Annotated in this window: 23 protein-coding genes; 17 read left to right on the top strand and 6 right to left on the bottom strand. The window is 65.9% G+C overall.

Annotated elements, in window-relative coordinates; all coding sequences use genetic code 11:
• Positions 1-8 precede the first annotated feature (8 nt).
• The 4 genes from WG924_RS27170 to WG924_RS27155 all read left to right on the top strand — a co-directional run bounded on the left by WG924_RS27170 (position 9) and on the right by WG924_RS27155 (position 4,092).
• Positions 9-476, top strand: coding sequence for a phage tail tube protein (locus WG924_RS27170; protein ID WP_345936172.1), 468 nt, complete (start codon positions 9-11; stop codon positions 474-476).
• 5 nt (positions 477-481) lie between these two features.
• Positions 482-943, top strand: coding sequence for a gene transfer agent family protein (locus WG924_RS27165; protein ID WP_345936171.1), 462 nt, complete (start codon positions 482-484; stop codon positions 941-943).
• Between the two features lie 155 nt (positions 944-1,098).
• A complete protein-coding gene (locus WG924_RS27160) occupies positions 1,099-3,588 on the top strand; it encodes a tape measure protein (RefSeq protein WP_345936170.1) in 2,490 nt (829 codons plus the stop codon).
• 57 nt (positions 3,589-3,645) lie between these two features.
• The gene (locus WG924_RS27155; protein ID WP_345936169.1) at positions 3,646-4,092 is read left to right on the top strand and encodes a hypothetical protein; all 447 of its coding nucleotides are present in this window, start codon (positions 3,646-3,648) and stop codon (positions 4,090-4,092) included.
• Between the two features lie 2 nt (positions 4,093-4,094).
• On the opposite strand, the gene WG924_RS27150 is transcribed toward WG924_RS27155, so the two are convergent.
• Positions 4,095-4,250, bottom strand: a complete 156-nt coding sequence (locus tag WG924_RS27150) for a hypothetical protein (RefSeq protein WP_345936168.1) — start codon at positions 4,248-4,250, stop codon at positions 4,095-4,097.
• A 158-nt stretch (positions 4,251-4,408) separates the two neighbouring features.
• Here WG924_RS27150 and WG924_RS27145 point away from each other — a divergent pair, with 158 nt between their 5' ends.
• From WG924_RS27145 to WG924_RS27090, 13 genes are all read left to right on the top strand, one after another.
• The gene (locus tag WG924_RS27145) at positions 4,409-4,987 is read left to right on the top strand and encodes a BRO family protein (protein WP_372044817.1); all 579 of its coding nucleotides are present in this window, start codon (positions 4,409-4,411) and stop codon (positions 4,985-4,987) included.
• 12 nt (positions 4,988-4,999) lie between these two features.
• Entirely contained in the window at positions 5,000-5,197 is a 198-nt protein-coding gene (locus WG924_RS28275) for a phage antirepressor KilAC domain-containing protein (RefSeq protein ID WP_372045164.1), read from the top strand.
• A gap of 1 nt (position 5,198) precedes the next feature.
• Complete coding sequence (locus WG924_RS27140) at positions 5,199-5,582, top strand: hypothetical protein (protein WP_345936167.1); 384 nt, start codon at positions 5,199-5,201, stop codon at positions 5,580-5,582.
• Positions 5,583-5,653: 71 nt separating this feature from the next.
• Entirely contained in the window at positions 5,654-6,379 is a 726-nt protein-coding gene (locus tag WG924_RS27135; RefSeq protein ID WP_345936166.1) for a hypothetical protein, read from the top strand.
• Positions 6,367-6,972 (top strand): hypothetical protein, encoded by a 606-nt coding sequence (locus WG924_RS27130; protein ID WP_345936165.1) that lies wholly within the window; start codon positions 6,367-6,369, stop codon positions 6,970-6,972. Before WG924_RS27135 ends, WG924_RS27130 begins: the two co-directional genes overlap by 13 nt.
• Entirely contained in the window at positions 6,969-7,406 is a 438-nt protein-coding gene (locus WG924_RS27125; protein ID WP_345936164.1) for a DUF6950 family protein, read from the top strand. Before WG924_RS27130 ends, WG924_RS27125 begins: the two co-directional genes overlap by 4 nt.
• A gap of 3 nt (positions 7,407-7,409) precedes the next feature.
• On the top strand, positions 7,410-9,548 hold the full coding sequence (locus WG924_RS27120) for a phage tail protein (protein WP_345936163.1): 2,139 nt from the start codon (positions 7,410-7,412) through the stop codon (positions 9,546-9,548).
• Complete coding sequence (locus WG924_RS27115) at positions 9,545-11,236, top strand: SGNH/GDSL hydrolase family protein (RefSeq protein ID WP_345936162.1); 1,692 nt, start codon at positions 9,545-9,547, stop codon at positions 11,234-11,236. The genes WG924_RS27120 and WG924_RS27115 overlap by 4 nt, the downstream gene beginning before the upstream one ends.
• 3 nt (positions 11,237-11,239) lie before the next feature.
• On the top strand, positions 11,240-11,968 hold the full coding sequence (locus tag WG924_RS27110) for a LamG-like jellyroll fold domain-containing protein (protein ID WP_345936161.1): 729 nt from the start codon (positions 11,240-11,242) through the stop codon (positions 11,966-11,968).
• Positions 11,969-11,971: 3 nt separating this feature from the next.
• Complete coding sequence (locus WG924_RS27105) at positions 11,972-12,319, top strand: phage holin family protein (RefSeq protein WP_345936160.1); 348 nt, start codon at positions 11,972-11,974, stop codon at positions 12,317-12,319.
• A complete protein-coding gene (locus WG924_RS27100) occupies positions 12,294-12,536 on the top strand; it encodes a hypothetical protein (protein WP_345936159.1) in 243 nt (80 codons plus the stop codon). Before WG924_RS27105 ends, WG924_RS27100 begins: the two co-directional genes overlap by 26 nt.
• Positions 12,523-13,053 carry a glycoside hydrolase family 108 protein gene (locus WG924_RS27095; protein WP_345936158.1) on the top strand — a complete coding sequence of 177 codons (531 nt, stop codon included), beginning with the start codon at positions 12,523-12,525 and terminating at the stop codon, positions 13,051-13,053. The genes WG924_RS27100 and WG924_RS27095 overlap by 14 nt, the downstream gene beginning before the upstream one ends.
• 1 nt (position 13,054) lies before the next feature.
• Positions 13,055-13,444 carry a hypothetical protein gene (locus tag WG924_RS27090; RefSeq protein WP_345936157.1) on the top strand — a complete coding sequence of 130 codons (390 nt, stop codon included), beginning with the start codon at positions 13,055-13,057 and terminating at the stop codon, positions 13,442-13,444.
• Between the two features lie 174 nt (positions 13,445-13,618).
• Here WG924_RS27090 and WG924_RS27085 read toward each other — a convergent pair whose 3' ends face one another.
• The 5 genes from WG924_RS27085 to WG924_RS27065 all read right to left on the bottom strand — a co-directional run bounded on the left by WG924_RS27085 (position 13,619) and on the right by WG924_RS27065 (position 15,696).
• Positions 13,619-14,182, bottom strand: coding sequence for a hypothetical protein (locus WG924_RS27085; protein WP_345936156.1), 564 nt, complete (start codon positions 14,180-14,182; stop codon positions 13,619-13,621).
• A 63-nt stretch (positions 14,183-14,245) separates the two neighbouring features.
• Entirely contained in the window at positions 14,246-14,554 is a 309-nt protein-coding gene (locus WG924_RS27080; protein ID WP_345936155.1) for a hypothetical protein, read from the bottom strand.
• A gap of 87 nt (positions 14,555-14,641) precedes the next feature.
• Positions 14,642-15,058: a helix-turn-helix domain-containing protein gene (locus WG924_RS27075; protein WP_345936154.1), complete on the bottom strand. Its 417-nt coding sequence runs from the start codon at positions 15,056-15,058 to the stop codon at positions 14,642-14,644.
• Positions 15,058-15,405: a hypothetical protein gene (locus WG924_RS27070; RefSeq protein ID WP_345936153.1), complete on the bottom strand. Its 348-nt coding sequence runs from the start codon at positions 15,403-15,405 to the stop codon at positions 15,058-15,060. The genes WG924_RS27075 and WG924_RS27070 overlap by 1 nt, the downstream gene beginning before the upstream one ends.
• 9 nt (positions 15,406-15,414) lie before the next feature.
• A complete protein-coding gene (locus tag WG924_RS27065) occupies positions 15,415-15,696 on the bottom strand; it encodes a hypothetical protein (protein WP_345936152.1) in 282 nt (93 codons plus the stop codon).
• Positions 15,697-15,993 lie beyond the last annotated feature (297 nt).

Genomic DNA, 15,993 nt, shown 5'->3' with positions numbered 1-15,993 from the left:
GGTGATCCATGGCCTATGATCCGCCCCGCGAGGGCAAGCTGTTCGTTTGTTATGTCGGCGATCAGGCAACGCCGACGGAAGCGTTCGATTTCGTTTGTGGGACAAAGCAAAGCGAAATCGCGCACAACAACAACTCGTACACCTCGACGGCTGTCGATTGCGCCGATCCAACCGGTAGTGAGGTGATCGAATACACCGGGATGTCGCACACATCGACCAGCATCACCATGTCTGGTGACAGCACTGCGGCCGGAATGGCGATCCTGCGGCCGTGGATGCTTGCCAAGACATCCCGCAACGTTAAGGCGGGCTATCGCGGCGAGGGCTATTACAGCGGCGCCTTCAGGGTCTCGTCTCTCACGGAGGGAGGGCAGACCGACAGCGGATTTGTCACGGTCTCCGTGTCGCTCGCCCGGACCGGTGCGGAAACCTGGGTGGCCGACGAGACCTTTGGTGTCGTGACGCCGCCGGGTTGATCGCTATGACCGAGCGCGCGACCGACGGCACCCTGCGCCTGCTGTGGGGAGATGGCCGTCACCCCTGGCGACTGGGCATCGCCCAGCTTGCCGAGATCGAGGCGGTGCTTGATATCGGCGTCTATGCGCTGCAACGCCGCATCGGCGCCCATGACTGGCGCATTGCCGATCTGCGGCAGGTGGCGCGCCTGGCGCTGATCGGCGGCGGCATGACGCCGGACCGGGCCCTGCGCATGGTCGAGACCTATATTGAGCCCGACCGCTGGCCGCTGCTGGACACGGCCGCGCATTGCAACGCGGTGCTGCTGCTGGCGCTGGTCGGGCCCACCGACGCGCACACTGGCCGCCGCAAGCGACCGGCGCCAAGGGGAAACGGGGCGGCGGACGAGATGACTGCCTCGGTCTCGCCCGCCTCTATGGATACGGGGCTGCCCTCGGATGGCACCCCCGCGAGGTCGACCGGCTGACGATCTGGGAGTTGATGGTGTCGGTCGATGGATGGCTTGACGCCCACGCCCCCGGCCCGCCCGTCCCCCAGGGTGACCCAGAGGTCCGCGACATGATCCGGGCCGGCCTGATCCCGATGCGGATCACCTGACACTGCGATAGCCGGCATGGCCGGATGGAGGTCGACATGGCGGAGGATGTCGACATCCAACGGCTGGTGGTCCAGATGGAGGCCTCGCTTGTCAAGTACGAGCGGAGCATGGCCAAGATGCACGGCAGCACGCAGGCCGCCATGCGCAAGGTGACCCGCGAGACCGACCGGGCGATGGGCGATATGGAGCGCCGGTCGGTCAAGGCGGCCGACAAGATCAATGACCAGATGCGCCGCGCCTATACCGTCGCGGCGCCCAGGATCGGCGCCGGTGTTGGCGCCGTCGCCGGCATGGCCGGTTTCGGGCTGGGTGCGTTGGACGTGGTCGACCGGGTCCGCCAGATCCAGGATCTGGACACCCGGCTGACCCGGCTGACCGGCAGCACTGAGGGGGCAGCTGAGGCCACGGCCTATCTGAGTAAGACGGCCAAGGACATGTCGGCCGACGTGCTGGTGCTGTCCGACGCCTATGCCCGCATGCTGCCGTTGGTCAACAGCAACGTCATCACCACCACCGAGCTGCGCACGGTGGTGGAAGGCTATGCCAATGTCCAGGCTGCGCTGGGCGCCAGCAACACCCAGGTGGAGCAATCGCTGTATGGTCTGACCCAGGCGCTGAGTAATGGCAAGCTGCAGGCGGAGGAGCTGTCGCAGATTACGGAGCCACTGCCCGGTCTGATGCAGGCGCTCGACAAGTCGTTTGCGCAGGTGACCGGCGCCACCGACAATATCGCAGGTGGCTTCCGGCGCGCCGTCATGGACGGCAAAGTGACGTCGGACCTGCTGCGCAATGTGCTTCCCGGCGCGCTCGCCGAGTATAATGGCGCGGCGGCGGCTGCTGCCGATGACATCAGCGGCAAGCTGCGGCAGATCAACAACGCGTATACCGATCTGGCGCGTGTATTCTCGGATCGGCTGGCGGACCCATTTGCAGATGTCATCGATGCCGCCACCGTCCTGCTTGGTTATATCGGCGATCTGGTCGACATGGTTGTCGCTTTCCGGGGTGCACTTGCAGACCTGCCGGTGCCGCAATGGATGCGCGATTTTATGGCTGGCGGACCGCTTAATGTGGTCCGCCAGAACACCGGCCAACTTGGCCGCGATCGATCGTCGCGCACGATCACCGAGGAGATCCGGGAGGCGCAGGCGGCGCTGGCAGATCTGCAGGCGCAGATGGACAGTCAAGATCCGGTGATCCAGACCATGATCGGCGCGCCTCTTGCCGAGCGGATCGACCCACAGATTGCGGCACGGCGCGCACAGATCGAAGCATTGCAGCGCGAGTTGGATGCGATCGCCGCCCCGACCGCCGATGATTGGATGATCCCGCCGAGCGCGCTGCCCGCCATGGTGGTGACGCCATCGTCAACGCCGTCCCCAACATCGCCCTCCGGCAGCGGCACCAAAGGCGGCCGCAAGAGCACGGTCGACAAAGAACTGGCCGATGCCAAGCGTCTCCTTGAAGGCCTCCGGAACCCGGTCGAAAAGTACTTGTCGACCCTGCGCGATCAGGCGTCGCTGCGCGACAAGCTGGTCCAGGCGATCCATGACGAAGCCCAGGCAAGCGGCCAGCGGATCGGCCAGACCGAAGCGGAAGCGCGCGCAACCGAGGTGCTGGCGCGGGGGCGCCGCGAAGCCCTCGACGCCCTGAAAAAGGAATTGGATAGCACGCCGGAGGCGGTGGCGGCTGCCAAGCGTCGCGAGGATGCGCTGACCGCCGCGCGTGACCTCTATGACCGCACGCGCACGCCGGAGGAGGCATACCGGCAGCAGGTTTCCGACATCTATGCCACCCTGCCGGCGCTGACCGAGATCATGGGCGGCGACAACCTGGCCGCCATGGAGACCATGCAGCGGGCGCTGGATGAGGCCAAGGACGGCTTTGACGACCTGCGCGGCGCCGGCGTCAAGGCGTGGTCTGACATCGCCGAGGAGATGCTGGGCAATATCGACACCGCATCCGATCTTGACGATGTGCTTAACCGGGTGCTGCTGACCTTGCTTGAGATCAGCATCAAGGGGACCGCGGGACTGGGGCCGGCCGGGGGCTTGATCAACGACGCGCTGGGTGTGTCGGCCGGTGGCCTGCTCGGCGCGCTGTTCGGGGGCGGGCGTGGTGGCGGATCAGCATCGGGGATCAGCGGCCTGACGGCTGCCGATGATTGGATGCTGTCGGTGGTGCAGCCGCGCGCCAAGGGCGGTGCCACCAAACCGGGCTGGGTCATGGCCGGTGAGGATGGACCGGAGCTTATGCGGGTCGGCAGCCCAGGCTATGTCTATCCGGCGGATGTGACACAGCAGATCATGGCAGGTGCCGCCGGTCAGCAGGGTGGCATGATAACTCGGCAAGCCGCCATCGCGAAAATAGAAATGAACCTGAACGTCTCAGGCGTCACTGGCCGCCGAGAAGTGGAAGAGGCTGTCGCCACCGGCGTGCAGGCCGGCATGTCACGGGTGCGGCGCGAGGTGCCCAGCCTGCTGATCGAGTACCAGCGGCGCGGCACGCGGTGACGCCACCACCATTGGCAGTTATGATCGCGGACTATCACCTATTCCGCGAGGATCGACATGGCAATCATAGCCCAGAGAGTGCGCGTGCTGGCCGGCGACCTGCCGGGGCGTCCGCAGACATACCGGATCGAGCGCGGCGGGATCGTTTATCGCGACACGGAGGGGTTGTGGCCAAGCCGGCATGGCATCTTGTGGTCGTCGCTGGTCGCGGCCGATCTGCGGGGGGATATCAGCGAGTGGACGCCCGGCCGCGCCATTGGGCTGATGATCGTTGGCGCCGTCGTCGGTTGGGTGGTGCTGGGCATCATCATCGGGTTGCTGGTCAGCGTGGCACTCGGCGGCTTTGCCGGGCTGATCGGTGCCATCATCGGCGCCGTGATCGGCGTTGTGATGGGCGCCCGCCGCCGGCTGGTCACCGTCGCGATCGAGACCCAGGACGGTCATCGCGGCCTGCTGGCGGTGCCGCCCAAGGTGTGGCAGCAGATCCAGGCAGCGCGGTTCTGATGTCAGGGACGGGGCAGATATCCGCTGGTCCGCAGGTGTTCAACCAAGAGCTTTTCGAGCAATGACGCAAGGGTGCGGTGATCATCCGCCGCCGCCTTCTCGGCGGCGGCCTTGACCGCCGGCTCAACGCGGATGCCAATCGCAGCCGTACGGGCCATGGGTTCTTCCTCTTGCAATTGTTTGCTGATTGTTGTTGGCAGCATCGGCCGCCCACGGCAATCGTTGTATTGTAATCTGCAAACAAATGCAAGCGGCCGATCCTGGCGCTACCAACACCGGGATCGGCCTGACCCTCAACCATCGAAGGATGAGCTCGATGACCGAAGGCTATCTGGTTTCTACCATATCCCCTGCCGTCATGCCCTTCAGCTTTGAGGGGCTGCCTGTCAGGATCTTGTATCGGGATAGCGACCCATGGTTTGTGCTGGCTGATATCTGCCGAGTACTCGCGATCGGCAACACGTCAGATGCGGCTCGCCGCCTCGACGACGACGAAAAGCATACCCTCGACAATGTCGAGGGTATCGCTGATGCGCGGGCACAGGCCCTGACGGTGATCAACGAAAGCGGCCTCTACAGCCTGATCCTCACGTCGCGCAAGGACGCCGCGAAACGCTTCAAGCGCTGGGTCACCGCCGAGGTGCTGCCGTCGATCCGCAAGACCGGCAGCTATGGTGCGGCAGCCCCCGCCCTGAACCTGGATGACCCGGTGGTGTTGCGCGGCCTGCTGGCCGACTATGCCACCAAGCGGCTTGAGGCGGAGCAGCGCGCCGAGGCGGCATCGGGGACGGTGGCGGCCTTCGAGCGGATCGCGGCGGCCGATGGTGCGATGTGCATCACCGACGCGGCCAAGGTGTTACAGGTCCGGCCCAAGGATCTGTTTGGCTATCTGTAGCAGCACGGTTGGATCTACAAGCGGCCGGGGTCCAGCCACTGGACGGCATATCAGACCCAACTCGTGACCGGACGCCTTGAACACAAGGTCACGACGGTGACCCGCGCGGACGGGTCTGAAAAGGTCACCGAACAGGTGTTGGTGACAGCCAAGGGCCTGACCGCGCTGGCCAAGACCTTCCCCGCCACCGTGTCACTGGCGGGGGTGTGATATGGCCAAAAAATGCCCCGTGGCCACTTTGGCCACAGAACAGGCCGCGCTCGAAGCGCGGTTTGAGCTGATGGTGCGCGAGGACGATTATGCCCCCGCCTCATACTATGAGCGGCACTATCGGACCCTGACCGATCGGGAGACGGTCATCAAGCTGCTGGCAACCCAGTTGCGGGCCCAGTCCGACGAGGGGGCCTGCTTCCAACTTCGCGTTGCGCGCTGCATGCTCCGCGAGAGCCAGAGCGTGGACAAATTTGACCGTGAGGACAGCGACAACCGCCTTGATGGGCTGCTGGCGCTGGTGCTGGCCTATCTCGGCGATAGCCGGATCACGCCGGCGGACCTGCCGGACCAGACAGTAGCGGACGCGCTGGCGTCCCGCTGACGACACCACAAGCATAAGCATTCAAGGGGCGGCCGGTGGCCGCCCCTTTTGCGTTTCGGGGGGGCGGCCTGATGATCCTGCTCTATGAGTGGCCATCCGCCCTGCGCCCAGCCGCCGAGGGATGGCGGCCGGCGCCGATCAATCGATCGGGAGGCCGGTCGCTCAATAGTGGCGAGCAGGTCGCATACTCCGGCCTGAGCCTGATCACGGCGCGGATCACCCTGCCGGTCTATGACACCGACACCATCCGGGCGGCGCGGGCGCTGGACTGGGGGCTGATGGGGCGGGTCAATGCGGTGCTGGTCGGGCCAGTGGATTGCATCAATGGCGCGCAGATCGCGCCGCGCATCGGCGGCATCCCACACAGCGACGGCAGCCTGCACAGCGACGGCGCCGGCTATAGCCAGGGTGGCGTGCCGACCACGATCCTGACAGATGCCGCCCTGGGCGCGACGACGTTGGTGATCGCCGAGGGATCGGTGACCGGCCTGGCGCCGGGCGTTTTCCTCGGCTTGGGGAGCGGCGCCGGCCAGCGGCTCTATGGCGTGGTGCGACTGTCGCCCGGCCCGGCCCCGGAGACCCGGACCCTGCACATCATCCCGCGCTTGCGCGTGGCCGTCACCGCGGGCGCTGAGATCAATTGGGGTTCCGCGCGCGCGCCGATGCGCCTGGATGCTGATGACGGCCTGGCGCTTGAGACCCAGCTTGCCCGCTATGGCACCGCCTCGGCGACGCTCACCGAGTACTGGCCCGCGGCTGAGGACATGCCAACGACGGTGACGCCATGGGTGTCCTGACCGAGACCATCCGGGCGCAGGCGCAGGGTATGCGCGTGGCTAAGTCATTGTTTATCAAGATGGATTTTGCCAGCGCGCCGATCTACCTGTGGTCCGGCGATGGCCCCGTGACCCGCGACGGCATCGCGTGGACCGGCTTTGCCGGCGTCCCGGTCTCGATCGAGGGCATGGGCAGCCAGATAAATGGCGTGGCGCGCGCGGTGACCCTCACCGTGTCGGGTGTCTCAGATGAGATGATCGCGGCCGTGCAGTCCGATGTCGGATCGGGCGAGGTCGAGGGCCGCGAGCTTGAGGTATTTGACGGATGGTGGAACATCGAGGCCGCGGCCGCCGGTGGTGAGCTGGTGCCACTGGATGGCCTGATCAGCCGGGGCTGGTATGTGATGCAGCAGCCCCGATACCGGGCGGTCGGCGACAGCCTGCGCCAGATCGTGCTGACCGGTGAGGGCGCGTTTGTGCATCGGTCGCGCCCGGTTCTGGGCCTCCTGAGCAATCGTGACCAGCAGGCCCGATCCGCCGGTGACCTCGGTCTTGAGTGGACCAAGTGGCTGACGACTGAGCGCCACATCCGCTGGCCGCGAGGGTTGTCATGACCATTGGGGCTGACCGTGACGCGCTGCTGACGGATTGGATCAGGGGCGGTGCTGCCGCCGGCTGGGCCTGGGGCGCGCTTGACTGCTCGATCTGGGCGGCCGACTGGGTGCGGATAGTGAGGGGCGCCGATCCCGCCGCGGCTTGGCGCGGTCGGTATCGCACCGCGCGCGGCTGTGCGCGGCTGATCCGCCGGCATCCGGGCGGGCTGGCTGCGATGGCCGCCGACGGGCTGCTGTCGATCGGCTGTCTGACGGTGGCGCCGGATGTGGCGCGGCCGGGTGATGTCGGCATCATCCGCGGCATCGACCCGGCGCGAACCGGGGTGGTGGTCGAGGCGATCGCGATCCGGGGCCGGGCAAGTTGGATCACCAAGATCGAGCGCGGCATCGCGCGGCACGATCCGGGTGCGGCCGTGGCGGCATGGGAGGTCTGATCCATGCCCGCAGCCATCCCCGTCATCGTCGCGGCTGGTCAGGCGATCATCGCCGCGGCCGGTGCGGAGCTGCTGGGCAGCGCGCTGGTCCTGACAGTCGAGCAGGCCCTGCTGGCGTCAACGGCATTGAGCATTGCCGGCGCAATCGCAACCAAACTGCTGGCGCCCGATCCGCCCCGCGCGCAGTTGCAGGCCGGCACCCAGGTATCGCGCCAGACCCTGGCGCCGCGCACCTATGCCGTCGGCCGGGTGCGGCTGGGCGGCGTCCCGGTCTATAGCAACACCGGCGAGGCCGGTCATCCGCACAGGTCGGCGCTGATCGCGGCCGTGGTGCATGCCGCCATCCAGATGACCGCGATCGAGGCGGTGTGGCTGGGCGACAAGCCGGTCACGGTGACCGCCGAGACCGGCAAGGTGCCGGATGAGCCGTGGTCCAATCGGATCACCGTCGAGACCCATCTTGGGACGGCTGGGCAGACCGCATCGCCACTGCTGCTGGAGGCAAGCCCGACCGAGTGGACAGCCGCGCACCGGCTGTCGGGCCTCGCCTATAGCGTCGCGGCCTATCGGCCCGGCACGGCGGAGACCCACTACCAGATCTATGACCAGGGCCCGCCGCCGGTGACCATTGTCGGCAAGACGGCCCGTGTCTATGACCCGCGCGACCCGGCGCAGGATGTCGATGACCCGTCGACCTGGGTGTGGTCGGACAATGCGGCGCTGGTCATCCTGTATTACCTGATCGGGCGTGACGAGCACGGCTTACCGGTGGGCTATGGTCTGCCGCCGGCGCGGATCGACATGGCGTCATTTGCGGCCGCCGCCGATGTCTGCGATGACGCCATCCCGCTCAAGGCGGGAGGCACTGAACCACGCTGGCGGCTCGCCGGCACATGGACGAGCGACGCAAAAAAGGCCGACGTGCTCGACAAGATGCGGGCGTGCTGCGGCGGCCGCCTCGATACCGGGCCGGACGGCCGGCAGCGGCTGACCGTCGGTGGGCAGGCGCCGGTCGACGTGCCGGTGCTGACCGATGACCATATCTGGTCGCTCGACCTGGCTCCGGGATCACCCCTGATCGACCGCATCAATGAGGTGCGGGCGTCGTACCCCTCTGAGGCCGCCGACTGGAGTGTGGTAGATGCCGCGCCGCAGCGGGATCTGGATGCCCAGGCCCGCGATGGCGTGGAGCCGACCGAGATCACGCTGGATTTTTGCCCCAGCGAGGGCCAGGCGCAGCGGCTGGCCAAGGCGCATCTGCGCACGCAGCGCCCGGTCTATAGCGGCGAGATCACCGCCGATCTGCTGGGCTATGACGTGGTCGGGTCGCAATGGGTGCGGCTGACCTTGACCGAGCACCAGACCGATCTGGTCTATGAGGTGTTGGACCACGAGTATCTGGATACCGATCAGGGCATCAAGATCGTGGTCGCGGCCTATGACGATCCTTGGGCATGGGATGCCGAGACCGACGAGGCGGACCCGGACCCTATGCCGGTGGCCCTGGACCGCGACCCGGTCGCAGCCCCCGAAGCCCCCGATGTGGTGGTGCAGTCGCGGGTGGTTGACGGTGTGACGCGGGCGGCGGTGGCGGTGGTGAGCTGGCCGGCGCGGGATGACGACGAGCTGACCATCCAGGTCCGGTGGCGCAAGATCGGCGCTGACGGCTGGCAGTCGACGGTCGCGGCCACAGGCGAGACCTCAATCGAGATCTCGCCGCTTGAGGATGGCGCCGAGTACGAGGGCCAGATCCGGTGGATGTCGGCTGTCGGCATCGCGTCCGACTGGTCGCCCTCCACCACGGTGCTGGCAGTCGCCGATCAGGTGGCGCCGGCGGCGCCGGTGCTGACCCTGGCGCTGACCGGCGGCAGCCTCGACCAGATCCTGATGACCACGGCCATCCCGGATGATGACCATGCATACCGGCTGATCATCGAGCGCGATACCGATGCAGGCTTCAGCGGGCCGGTCACGGCGGCCGGCCCGCGCGTGATCCTGCCCGGCGAGACGGTGGTGATCCTGGGCGACGCGCTGGGTGACGGCAGCTATTACCTGCGGGCGCGTCTCACCAATCGGTCAGGGGTGACCGGCGATTGGTCGGACGTTGAGGATGTCACTATTGATACAGGTGGGGGACCATGACCATTGAGACGGCTGCGGAGATCTGGCGGGATCTTGACCCATCGACGGGCGGGACATGGGAGCCCCCCAAATCGTGGATCCGGGCATGGGGGGGCGCCCTTGAGGCGGTCATGTTTGAGGTTGCCACCACCGGTGCGGTCCCCTGGGTGCTGAGTGCCGCCGACCTCCCGGACAGCCCGGTGCCGGACGCGCCGGCGGCACGTCAGGTGATCGCAGACGACACACCGTCCAACAACGGACTGTGGTATGTCGGCGACGTCGAGGGCTCGCCGGGGTGGATACATGCAGCGAGCCCCACGGCGGACATTGCCGCCGACATTGTCGCAATACAGACAGATATTACTGATATCAACGGCCGCGTTACTGTGCTCGACGCCGATTACATCGGCAGCCGCAGGCCGCTTATGGTCGACGAGACGACTGGACGGGTCGCGCTGTCGCTTGAGGGCAGCGATATCGTCGCGTCCATCGGCTGCGGTGTCGGGATAGGGCTTGACGGATATCGCGTCCGGCAAGCCCCCGATACATGGCCGCCATACGTCGAGTATTCTGGGCCGGCTGGCGCTGAGCGCATCACGCGCATGGTCACTCGGGGTGGAGCGGTGCTGACGTTCCCGGCCGCGTCCACAGCGTCCGGTAGCGCGGCGGGCCACCCGCTCGCGACAGATGGTCGTAGCCTCTACGCGTATCGTGCGGTCGGATCGGCGGTCGCCGCTGAGATCGGCGGTGTGCTCCGCGTCCTCATTACCGGGGACAGTCAGGTGGAGCGGTACCAAGTGCCACAGGCGATATCGACGGCCTTACAAGGGACATACACCCTGTCCGGATCTGGCTGGATATCCGTTAATAATGCGTCGTCTGCGATCCATTATCCGCTTGATGGTGTCACCTATGCCCGCACGGGATGGACCATCGATGACATGGGCGATGCGCAATCGTGGTCGCTCGACGGTTTCGCCGCCATAAGCACAGCGTCGACGGCGACGATGTCAATCGGCGGCGCGCGGTGCACTGAGGTCTGGGTATACTATCGTGACCTTGACGGCACTTTTCAAGTGTCGGTTGATGGCGGCGCAAGTATCGAGACAGTCGGAGGCGGCACCGGAGACATCAGCCGTGTCGTCGTCTCTGGTCTTGCCGCAGGCGCTCATGACATCGCAATCACGACCGCGGGCAATGTCGGCACAGTCGTGATCGGGGGGATCATGGCGCGGTCGACGTCTGCCGGCGTTGAGATATCCAAGGCGGGCAATGGCGGATCCACGGCCGCCGACTTTGAGGCGCTGTCCGTTACGAGCAAGACGTGGATTGGCCAAATCAATCCTCATCTTGTTATGATCAATCTTGCGACAAATGATGCGACTGCCAGCGTTCAAACCGTTGATTTCGCCGCGAGCCTATCAGCATATATTTCTAGTATTCGTTCCGTATGCCCAGACGCGGGCATCATTATATTCGCCCCGCCGAAGAACTCGGAGAATACGGCGCCATCAATTTATGATTTCCGTGACGCAATATTTGGTGTCGCGGCTGCTTCTGGTTGTGAAGTCCTGAACGTTTGCGATGCGTGGTCGACATACGGTGCCATGTCGTCGCTCGGATGCTGGTATGACAGCCGCCATCAATCCGAGACCGGCGGCGCCGCGATCGCGTCGCAGCTTATGACGCACTTATTGAGCCTGAGGTGACCTATGGGATACGCAATCAATCTGGGGCCGGCATCCCTCTCGTCGGATTGTCCGCTGCTGACGGACTATATATCGCCTGTCCCTGTCACGGGCCTGCGCGATGTCTGGCGCGCCGGCGGCCTTGTCACTCAGGCCGCCGGCGCCGTCTCGGCATGGGCGGGCATAGAGGGGGCCGTCGCGGTGCAGACCACGGGCAGCCGACAGCCGGCGTGGTCGGCGACGGGTATTGCATCCGGCATCCCTGGGATTACGACGGATGGGACGGGTCATGTCTTGATGACGTCTATCACGCCCCCCTCGGCCGGGTACATCGTAATCGCAGTCAAGATGCCCGCGAGCGTTACTGGATCGGCGCAGACATTTGTCGGGTCTGAGACCGACGCCACACATCGGCTCCGGCTTGGGACGCAAGGATCCAAGCCGGCCGCCGCGATTGGGGACGTGGTGTATGCGGATCTGATCGGGGGCAGCAATCTGGCTGCCGCGACCCGGTACGTCGTCGGCCTGGCGTGGGCTGGTGGCACCGCCTCCTTGCGGATCAACGGTTTGGAGGTTGACACGGCAAGCTATAGTGGTGGTGTTGGCACGGCACCATTCGCCATCGGCGCAAACTCAACCATAAGCTCATTTGCTGCCGCAACATTCGCCGTCGTTGCGATATTTGATGGCGCGTTGATGTCGGGTCAGCTTGACGCGATAGATGCCGGCATGGCCGTGGCGATCGGGCTGTGACGCATGGATATCGTCTCGACAATACAGCAGATGCTGACGGACCTTTGGGCGTGGCTGCGACAGGTCATGGACCTGCTGGGCGTCACGATGGTGCTCGCTTATCTCGGGCGCCTGGCATGGCACGCGGATCAAGTTCAGCGCGGTCGCCGGCGGTTCTTCTCGAAGCATCTGTGGTGGGAGCTGGTCGCGGCGGTTGCCATCGGCATCGTGGCCGACGGCGCTGTCGCCTATGCCGGACTGACCGGCGCACCCCGCACCGCGGCCATTGTCACCATCGCCTATCTGGGACCACGCGGCCTTGAACACCTGATGGGGAGGCTGATAGATGCCCGACGCGGCCCGTCTGCATGACCCGCATATGCGGGTGGATGCTGGCGCCCGGCCGCTGGTCACCGCTCTGGCGGTGGATGGCCGGGTGGTGCTGGTGATCTGGGACAGCCATGGCCGCGAGATGACCCGCATCGTCCGCGCCGATATGGCGGCGATCAATCTGGCCGCCAGGCTGCTGGCGGCGGTGACCGAGGCGCACCGACAGCGCGACATTGAGGTGATCCATGACGCGATTTGACCAGGCCCTGGACATCGTCCTGCACTGGGAGGGTCACGGTCAGGTGACCGATGATCCGGCCGATCCTGGCGGCATCACCCGGTGGGGGATTAGCCTGGCCTTCCTGCGCCGGGCCGATTCGGATGCAGGACCGGCCGACATCCGCGAGATGACACGCGAGCATGCGGCGACGCTCTATCGCGGGCATTTCTGGTCACCGATCCGGGCCGATGACCTGCACCCGGCGCTGGCGCTGTTCACCTTCGACACGGCGGTTAACCTGGGCGTGCCGAGAGCGGCGCGGCTGTTGCAGCAGGCGGTGGGCGCGGCGCCCGACGGGGTGATCGGCCCGCGCAGCATTGCGGCCGCTGCCAAGGCGGCCGCCGCCCCGGATCTGGCTCGGGCGGTGTTGGTCGATATGTGCGCCGGCCGCATGGACATCTATGTGACCCGACCGGGATGGCCACGCTTCGGGCGAGGCTGGACGCGGCGGGTGTTTGACGTCGCCCTGCTGGCCGGCGTGATGTATGGGGGCTGATATGGATCAGATCGTGACGGCGCTCGGCGGCTATGCGGTCGAGGTGGTGGCCGGCCTGGCAGTGGCCGGCATGGCATGGCTGGTGCGTGAGGCCGGCGGATGGCTGCGACGCAAGCGCATCCTCACCGATCTGGCGATCGACGAGACCACCCGGCAATATCTGGACGACGCGCTGCGCAAGGCGATCCGCTATGGTGCTTCTGCGGCAGCGGCGGCCGCCGTTGGTGGCAAGGCGGGCCGCCAACTGGCGATCGATGAGGCGACGGCCTATGCGCAGCGCGCGGTGCCGGATGCCATGGCGCGGCTGGGCCTGACGCCTGAGCACGTCGCCGATATGATCGCGGCGCGTGTGGGCCTGACCGATCTGCCGCCACCTGATCCGCCTGCTTGACAGCACCGACCTGATCATGCATCCTCAAGTTACGCGCTGGTCTCCGGCGTGTCTTGATGGACTATCGCCCTTCGGGGCGCCCGCGCCGCCGGCGGCTGATTACGCCGGCGGCGTGAATTGAAGCATCCCGATCTGTTGCGTGATATGGCCCCGCTCCCCTTATGGGGGGCGGGGTTATATTTTACCCGCCACCTCAACGACGGTGGCGGCGGCGGTCATGGCGGTGACATCAGGCCACCGGCAATAGGCGGCCCCCATGGCTGCATCGCGCCCGGCCGGCGTCACCGGGCCGCATGCATCGAGACCATCGGCCAGGGCCACCCACCAGTCGCGGCTGAGCGACACCATGCGCAGCCCCCTGGTCGCGCGATCATGGGTGTCGACCACCGCGAGCAGCAGCGCGCCACGTCTGGTCGGCGCCCAGGACCGGGCGTGCCCGGCGCCGCGGCGAATGGTGTCGATGCTGGCTGGCTGGTGCAGACCTATGCAATAGGGCGCGTCAAGATCAATTCCGTCCGCCATCAGCAGGATATGGACAAGTGGTGGGGACGGGACAATGCCGACGCGGATCCGCCCCTTGGTCAGTGCCCTCACCTCAGGCCTGGTCAGCCCCCGCGCGGTGGCCACCAGGGTGACGGACAGCCAATCGGCATCGGGCGTCACCAGCATCTGCAAGCCCTCGCCGGCGAGCTGATGCGGCCAGGGCGCGCCGACGGCATAGCGTGTGAGGCCGGTCATTATCTCAATCCTTGACAGCGTGGCCGGCGGCAGCGGAGATGAGGGAATGGTTGGAACATGGTGTTACCAAACGTGACGCCCAGTCACCGCATCCCGCCAGTCGCTGTCCATCCAGCATGTGGCCATGAAGTCATCAATGTTGCCGGCGGTCAGGAGCCCGATGCGGTCATCGTCGGTCGCAGTGCGCTCAACAAGCACAGGGGCAACGCCTGCCTTGATCGCCGCCGCGAAGCTGTGGTGGCCATCGAGGATTACCTGGTAAATTTCGCCGTCAATCACGAACGCTGGGCTGACCTGCACTTCGAAGTCGCAAGCGGCGATCTTCTCGGCGACGATCTCTTCGTTCAGGTATTCTTGGCTGGATATGATCATTTCGGGCGCTCCCCTGGTGCGGCGGGCCATCCCCGCCGTCTGTAAGATCACTGTACACCATTGGTGTACGTCGTCAAGCGGAAACCGTCATGCCAGATCGTGGGCACCGGCCGTCGCGAGTGTCGTCCCGCGCGGGACAAGCGCGACATTGTACCCGGCGGCATGTGCTCGCCCGACCGCAAGCGCCACGGTCATCGCATGGGCGCTTGCGGTCGGGTAGCCGAGGCTGATGGCCTCCGCGTCGGATCGGGCATATCCCATCTCGACAGTGCCGGGCGCGCCCTGCGCCTTGGCCTGGCGCCGGATCATGGCGACGGCCTCGGATGCCGCCCGGTCCATGCGGGCGACCAGCCCCGCCAGATCGCCGATGATATCCGGCGGCGCCCGGCGGCGCCCGGAATACCAGGATTTGACGGTGTCGATGCGGACGCCATAGAGCGCGGCCGCCTCGACCTGTGATAGCCCCGTGGCGCGGAGCAGCGCCCCGAATGTCGTCGTGCTCATCACGGCCACTCCACCTGTTCCAGGGCTTGTGCCCAGGCCCTGGCGACCTGAGCAAGCCCCCCGATGTCGCCGTTGTCGGCGGCCAGCTGCACATCGCTGCGCAGCATCTCCAGGACCGGTCCCGCCACGCAGGTATACTCAGGGCTCTTGTCGGGCCACATGGCAATGGCGCCGTGATCGTCGAGGTAATAGGCGGCAGGGTCAGACGATATGCCACCGTCTGTGCACCGCCACAGCGCCTCGTCCTGGGCCTCCGCAAGCGACGGGTGGATGGTAATCACCAGTGTCTCGCCATAGGTCGTCACTGCAGCGTACAGGTCGTCCATTGAGATATCAGAGCGGATCATGCCGGCACCTCAAACGTGAGCGATTGCGGAGTACACCGCGGCGCCATTGCGGAGGCGCATGCGGCAGATGGTGGCGCTGACGTCATCAAGGGCGGCATCAAACCAGATCTCGCGGCCGGTGGCTGTGGTCACCAGAACCTCTTGATCGGCGCCGGCCTGGTCGCCGTCAATGATGTCATATGAGGCGCCGGCGGCATCGATCAGACGGTCAGCCGCGGCGACCTCGTCGAGGCCCGAAGCAATCACGGTCTGGGTGGCGGCATCGGTGCGGATGATGCTGTAGGTGTTCATGTTGGGTGCTCCCCTCGTGCAGCGGGCCATCCCCGCTGTCTGTAAGAGCAATGTACACTATTGGTGTACGTGGTCAAGTGGAAATCGACATCCCTCGACCCATTGGCCCGTGACTGGCACGTGGCGAAAGGTACATGGGGCATATTAGGGCCGTGGTCGGCCCGGTGTGGCAGCATAAGGTATTGATAATGTGCGCAAGCCGCAGTCGGACCCTGCGTTGACATCGTAGGGGTCACAAGTTCAAACCTTGTCGCGCCCACCATCAAAACCCCCTGGGAAACCAGGGGGTTTTGTCGT

Origin of the sequence: Tistrella arctica, from assembly GCF_039630945.1 — a bacterium.
Lineage (GTDB): Bacteria > Pseudomonadota > Alphaproteobacteria > Tistrellales > Tistrellaceae > Tistrella > Tistrella bauzanensis.
This window is presented reverse-complemented; position numbering and strand designations above follow the sequence as displayed.

Coding starts and splice junctions, on each gene's coding strand:
- WG924_RS27135 (WP_345936166.1), top strand. CDS start 5,654: ATGATCCTGCTCTATGAGTGGCCATCCGCCCTGCGCCCAGCCGCCGAG.
- WG924_RS27100 (WP_345936159.1), top strand. CDS start 12,294: ATGCCCGACGCGGCCCGTCTGCATGACCCGCATATGCGGGTGGATGCT.
- WG924_RS27155 (WP_345936169.1), top strand. CDS start 3,646: ATGGCAATCATAGCCCAGAGAGTGCGCGTGCTGGCCGGCGACCTGCCG.
- WG924_RS27130 (WP_345936165.1), top strand. CDS start 6,367: ATGGGTGTCCTGACCGAGACCATCCGGGCGCAGGCGCAGGGTATGCGC.
- WG924_RS27145 (WP_372044817.1), top strand. CDS start 4,409: ATGACCGAAGGCTATCTGGTTTCTACCATATCCCCTGCCGTCATGCCC.
- WG924_RS27150 (WP_345936168.1), bottom strand. CDS start 4,250: ATGGCCCGTACGGCTGCGATTGGCATCCGCGTTGAGCCGGCGGTCAAG.
- WG924_RS27115 (WP_345936162.1), top strand. CDS start 9,545: ATGACCATTGAGACGGCTGCGGAGATCTGGCGGGATCTTGACCCATCG.
- WG924_RS27065 (WP_345936152.1), bottom strand. CDS start 15,696: ATGAACACCTACAGCATCATCCGCACCGATGCCGCCACCCAGACCGTG.
- WG924_RS27105 (WP_345936160.1), top strand. CDS start 11,972: ATGGATATCGTCTCGACAATACAGCAGATGCTGACGGACCTTTGGGCG.
- WG924_RS27085 (WP_345936156.1), bottom strand. CDS start 14,182: ATGACCGGCCTCACACGCTATGCCGTCGGCGCGCCCTGGCCGCATCAG.
- WG924_RS27070 (WP_345936153.1), bottom strand. CDS start 15,405: ATGATCCGCTCTGATATCTCAATGGACGACCTGTACGCTGCAGTGACG.
- WG924_RS27120 (WP_345936163.1), top strand. CDS start 7,410: ATGCCCGCAGCCATCCCCGTCATCGTCGCGGCTGGTCAGGCGATCATC.
- WG924_RS27125 (WP_345936164.1), top strand. CDS start 6,969: ATGACCATTGGGGCTGACCGTGACGCGCTGCTGACGGATTGGATCAGG.
- WG924_RS27110 (WP_345936161.1), top strand. CDS start 11,240: ATGGGATACGCAATCAATCTGGGGCCGGCATCCCTCTCGTCGGATTGT.
- WG924_RS27075 (WP_345936154.1), bottom strand. CDS start 15,058: ATGAGCACGACGACATTCGGGGCGCTGCTCCGCGCCACGGGGCTATCA.
- WG924_RS27095 (WP_345936158.1), top strand. CDS start 12,523: ATGACGCGATTTGACCAGGCCCTGGACATCGTCCTGCACTGGGAGGGT.
- WG924_RS27160 (WP_345936170.1), top strand. CDS start 1,099: ATGGAGGTCGACATGGCGGAGGATGTCGACATCCAACGGCTGGTGGTC.
- WG924_RS27165 (WP_345936171.1), top strand. CDS start 482: ATGACCGAGCGCGCGACCGACGGCACCCTGCGCCTGCTGTGGGGAGAT.
- WG924_RS27140 (WP_345936167.1), top strand. CDS start 5,199: ATGGCCAAAAAATGCCCCGTGGCCACTTTGGCCACAGAACAGGCCGCG.
- WG924_RS27080 (WP_345936155.1), bottom strand. CDS start 14,554: ATGATCATATCCAGCCAAGAATACCTGAACGAAGAGATCGTCGCCGAG.
- WG924_RS27170 (WP_345936172.1), top strand. CDS start 9: ATGGCCTATGATCCGCCCCGCGAGGGCAAGCTGTTCGTTTGTTATGTC.
- WG924_RS27090 (WP_345936157.1), top strand. CDS start 13,055: ATGGATCAGATCGTGACGGCGCTCGGCGGCTATGCGGTCGAGGTGGTG.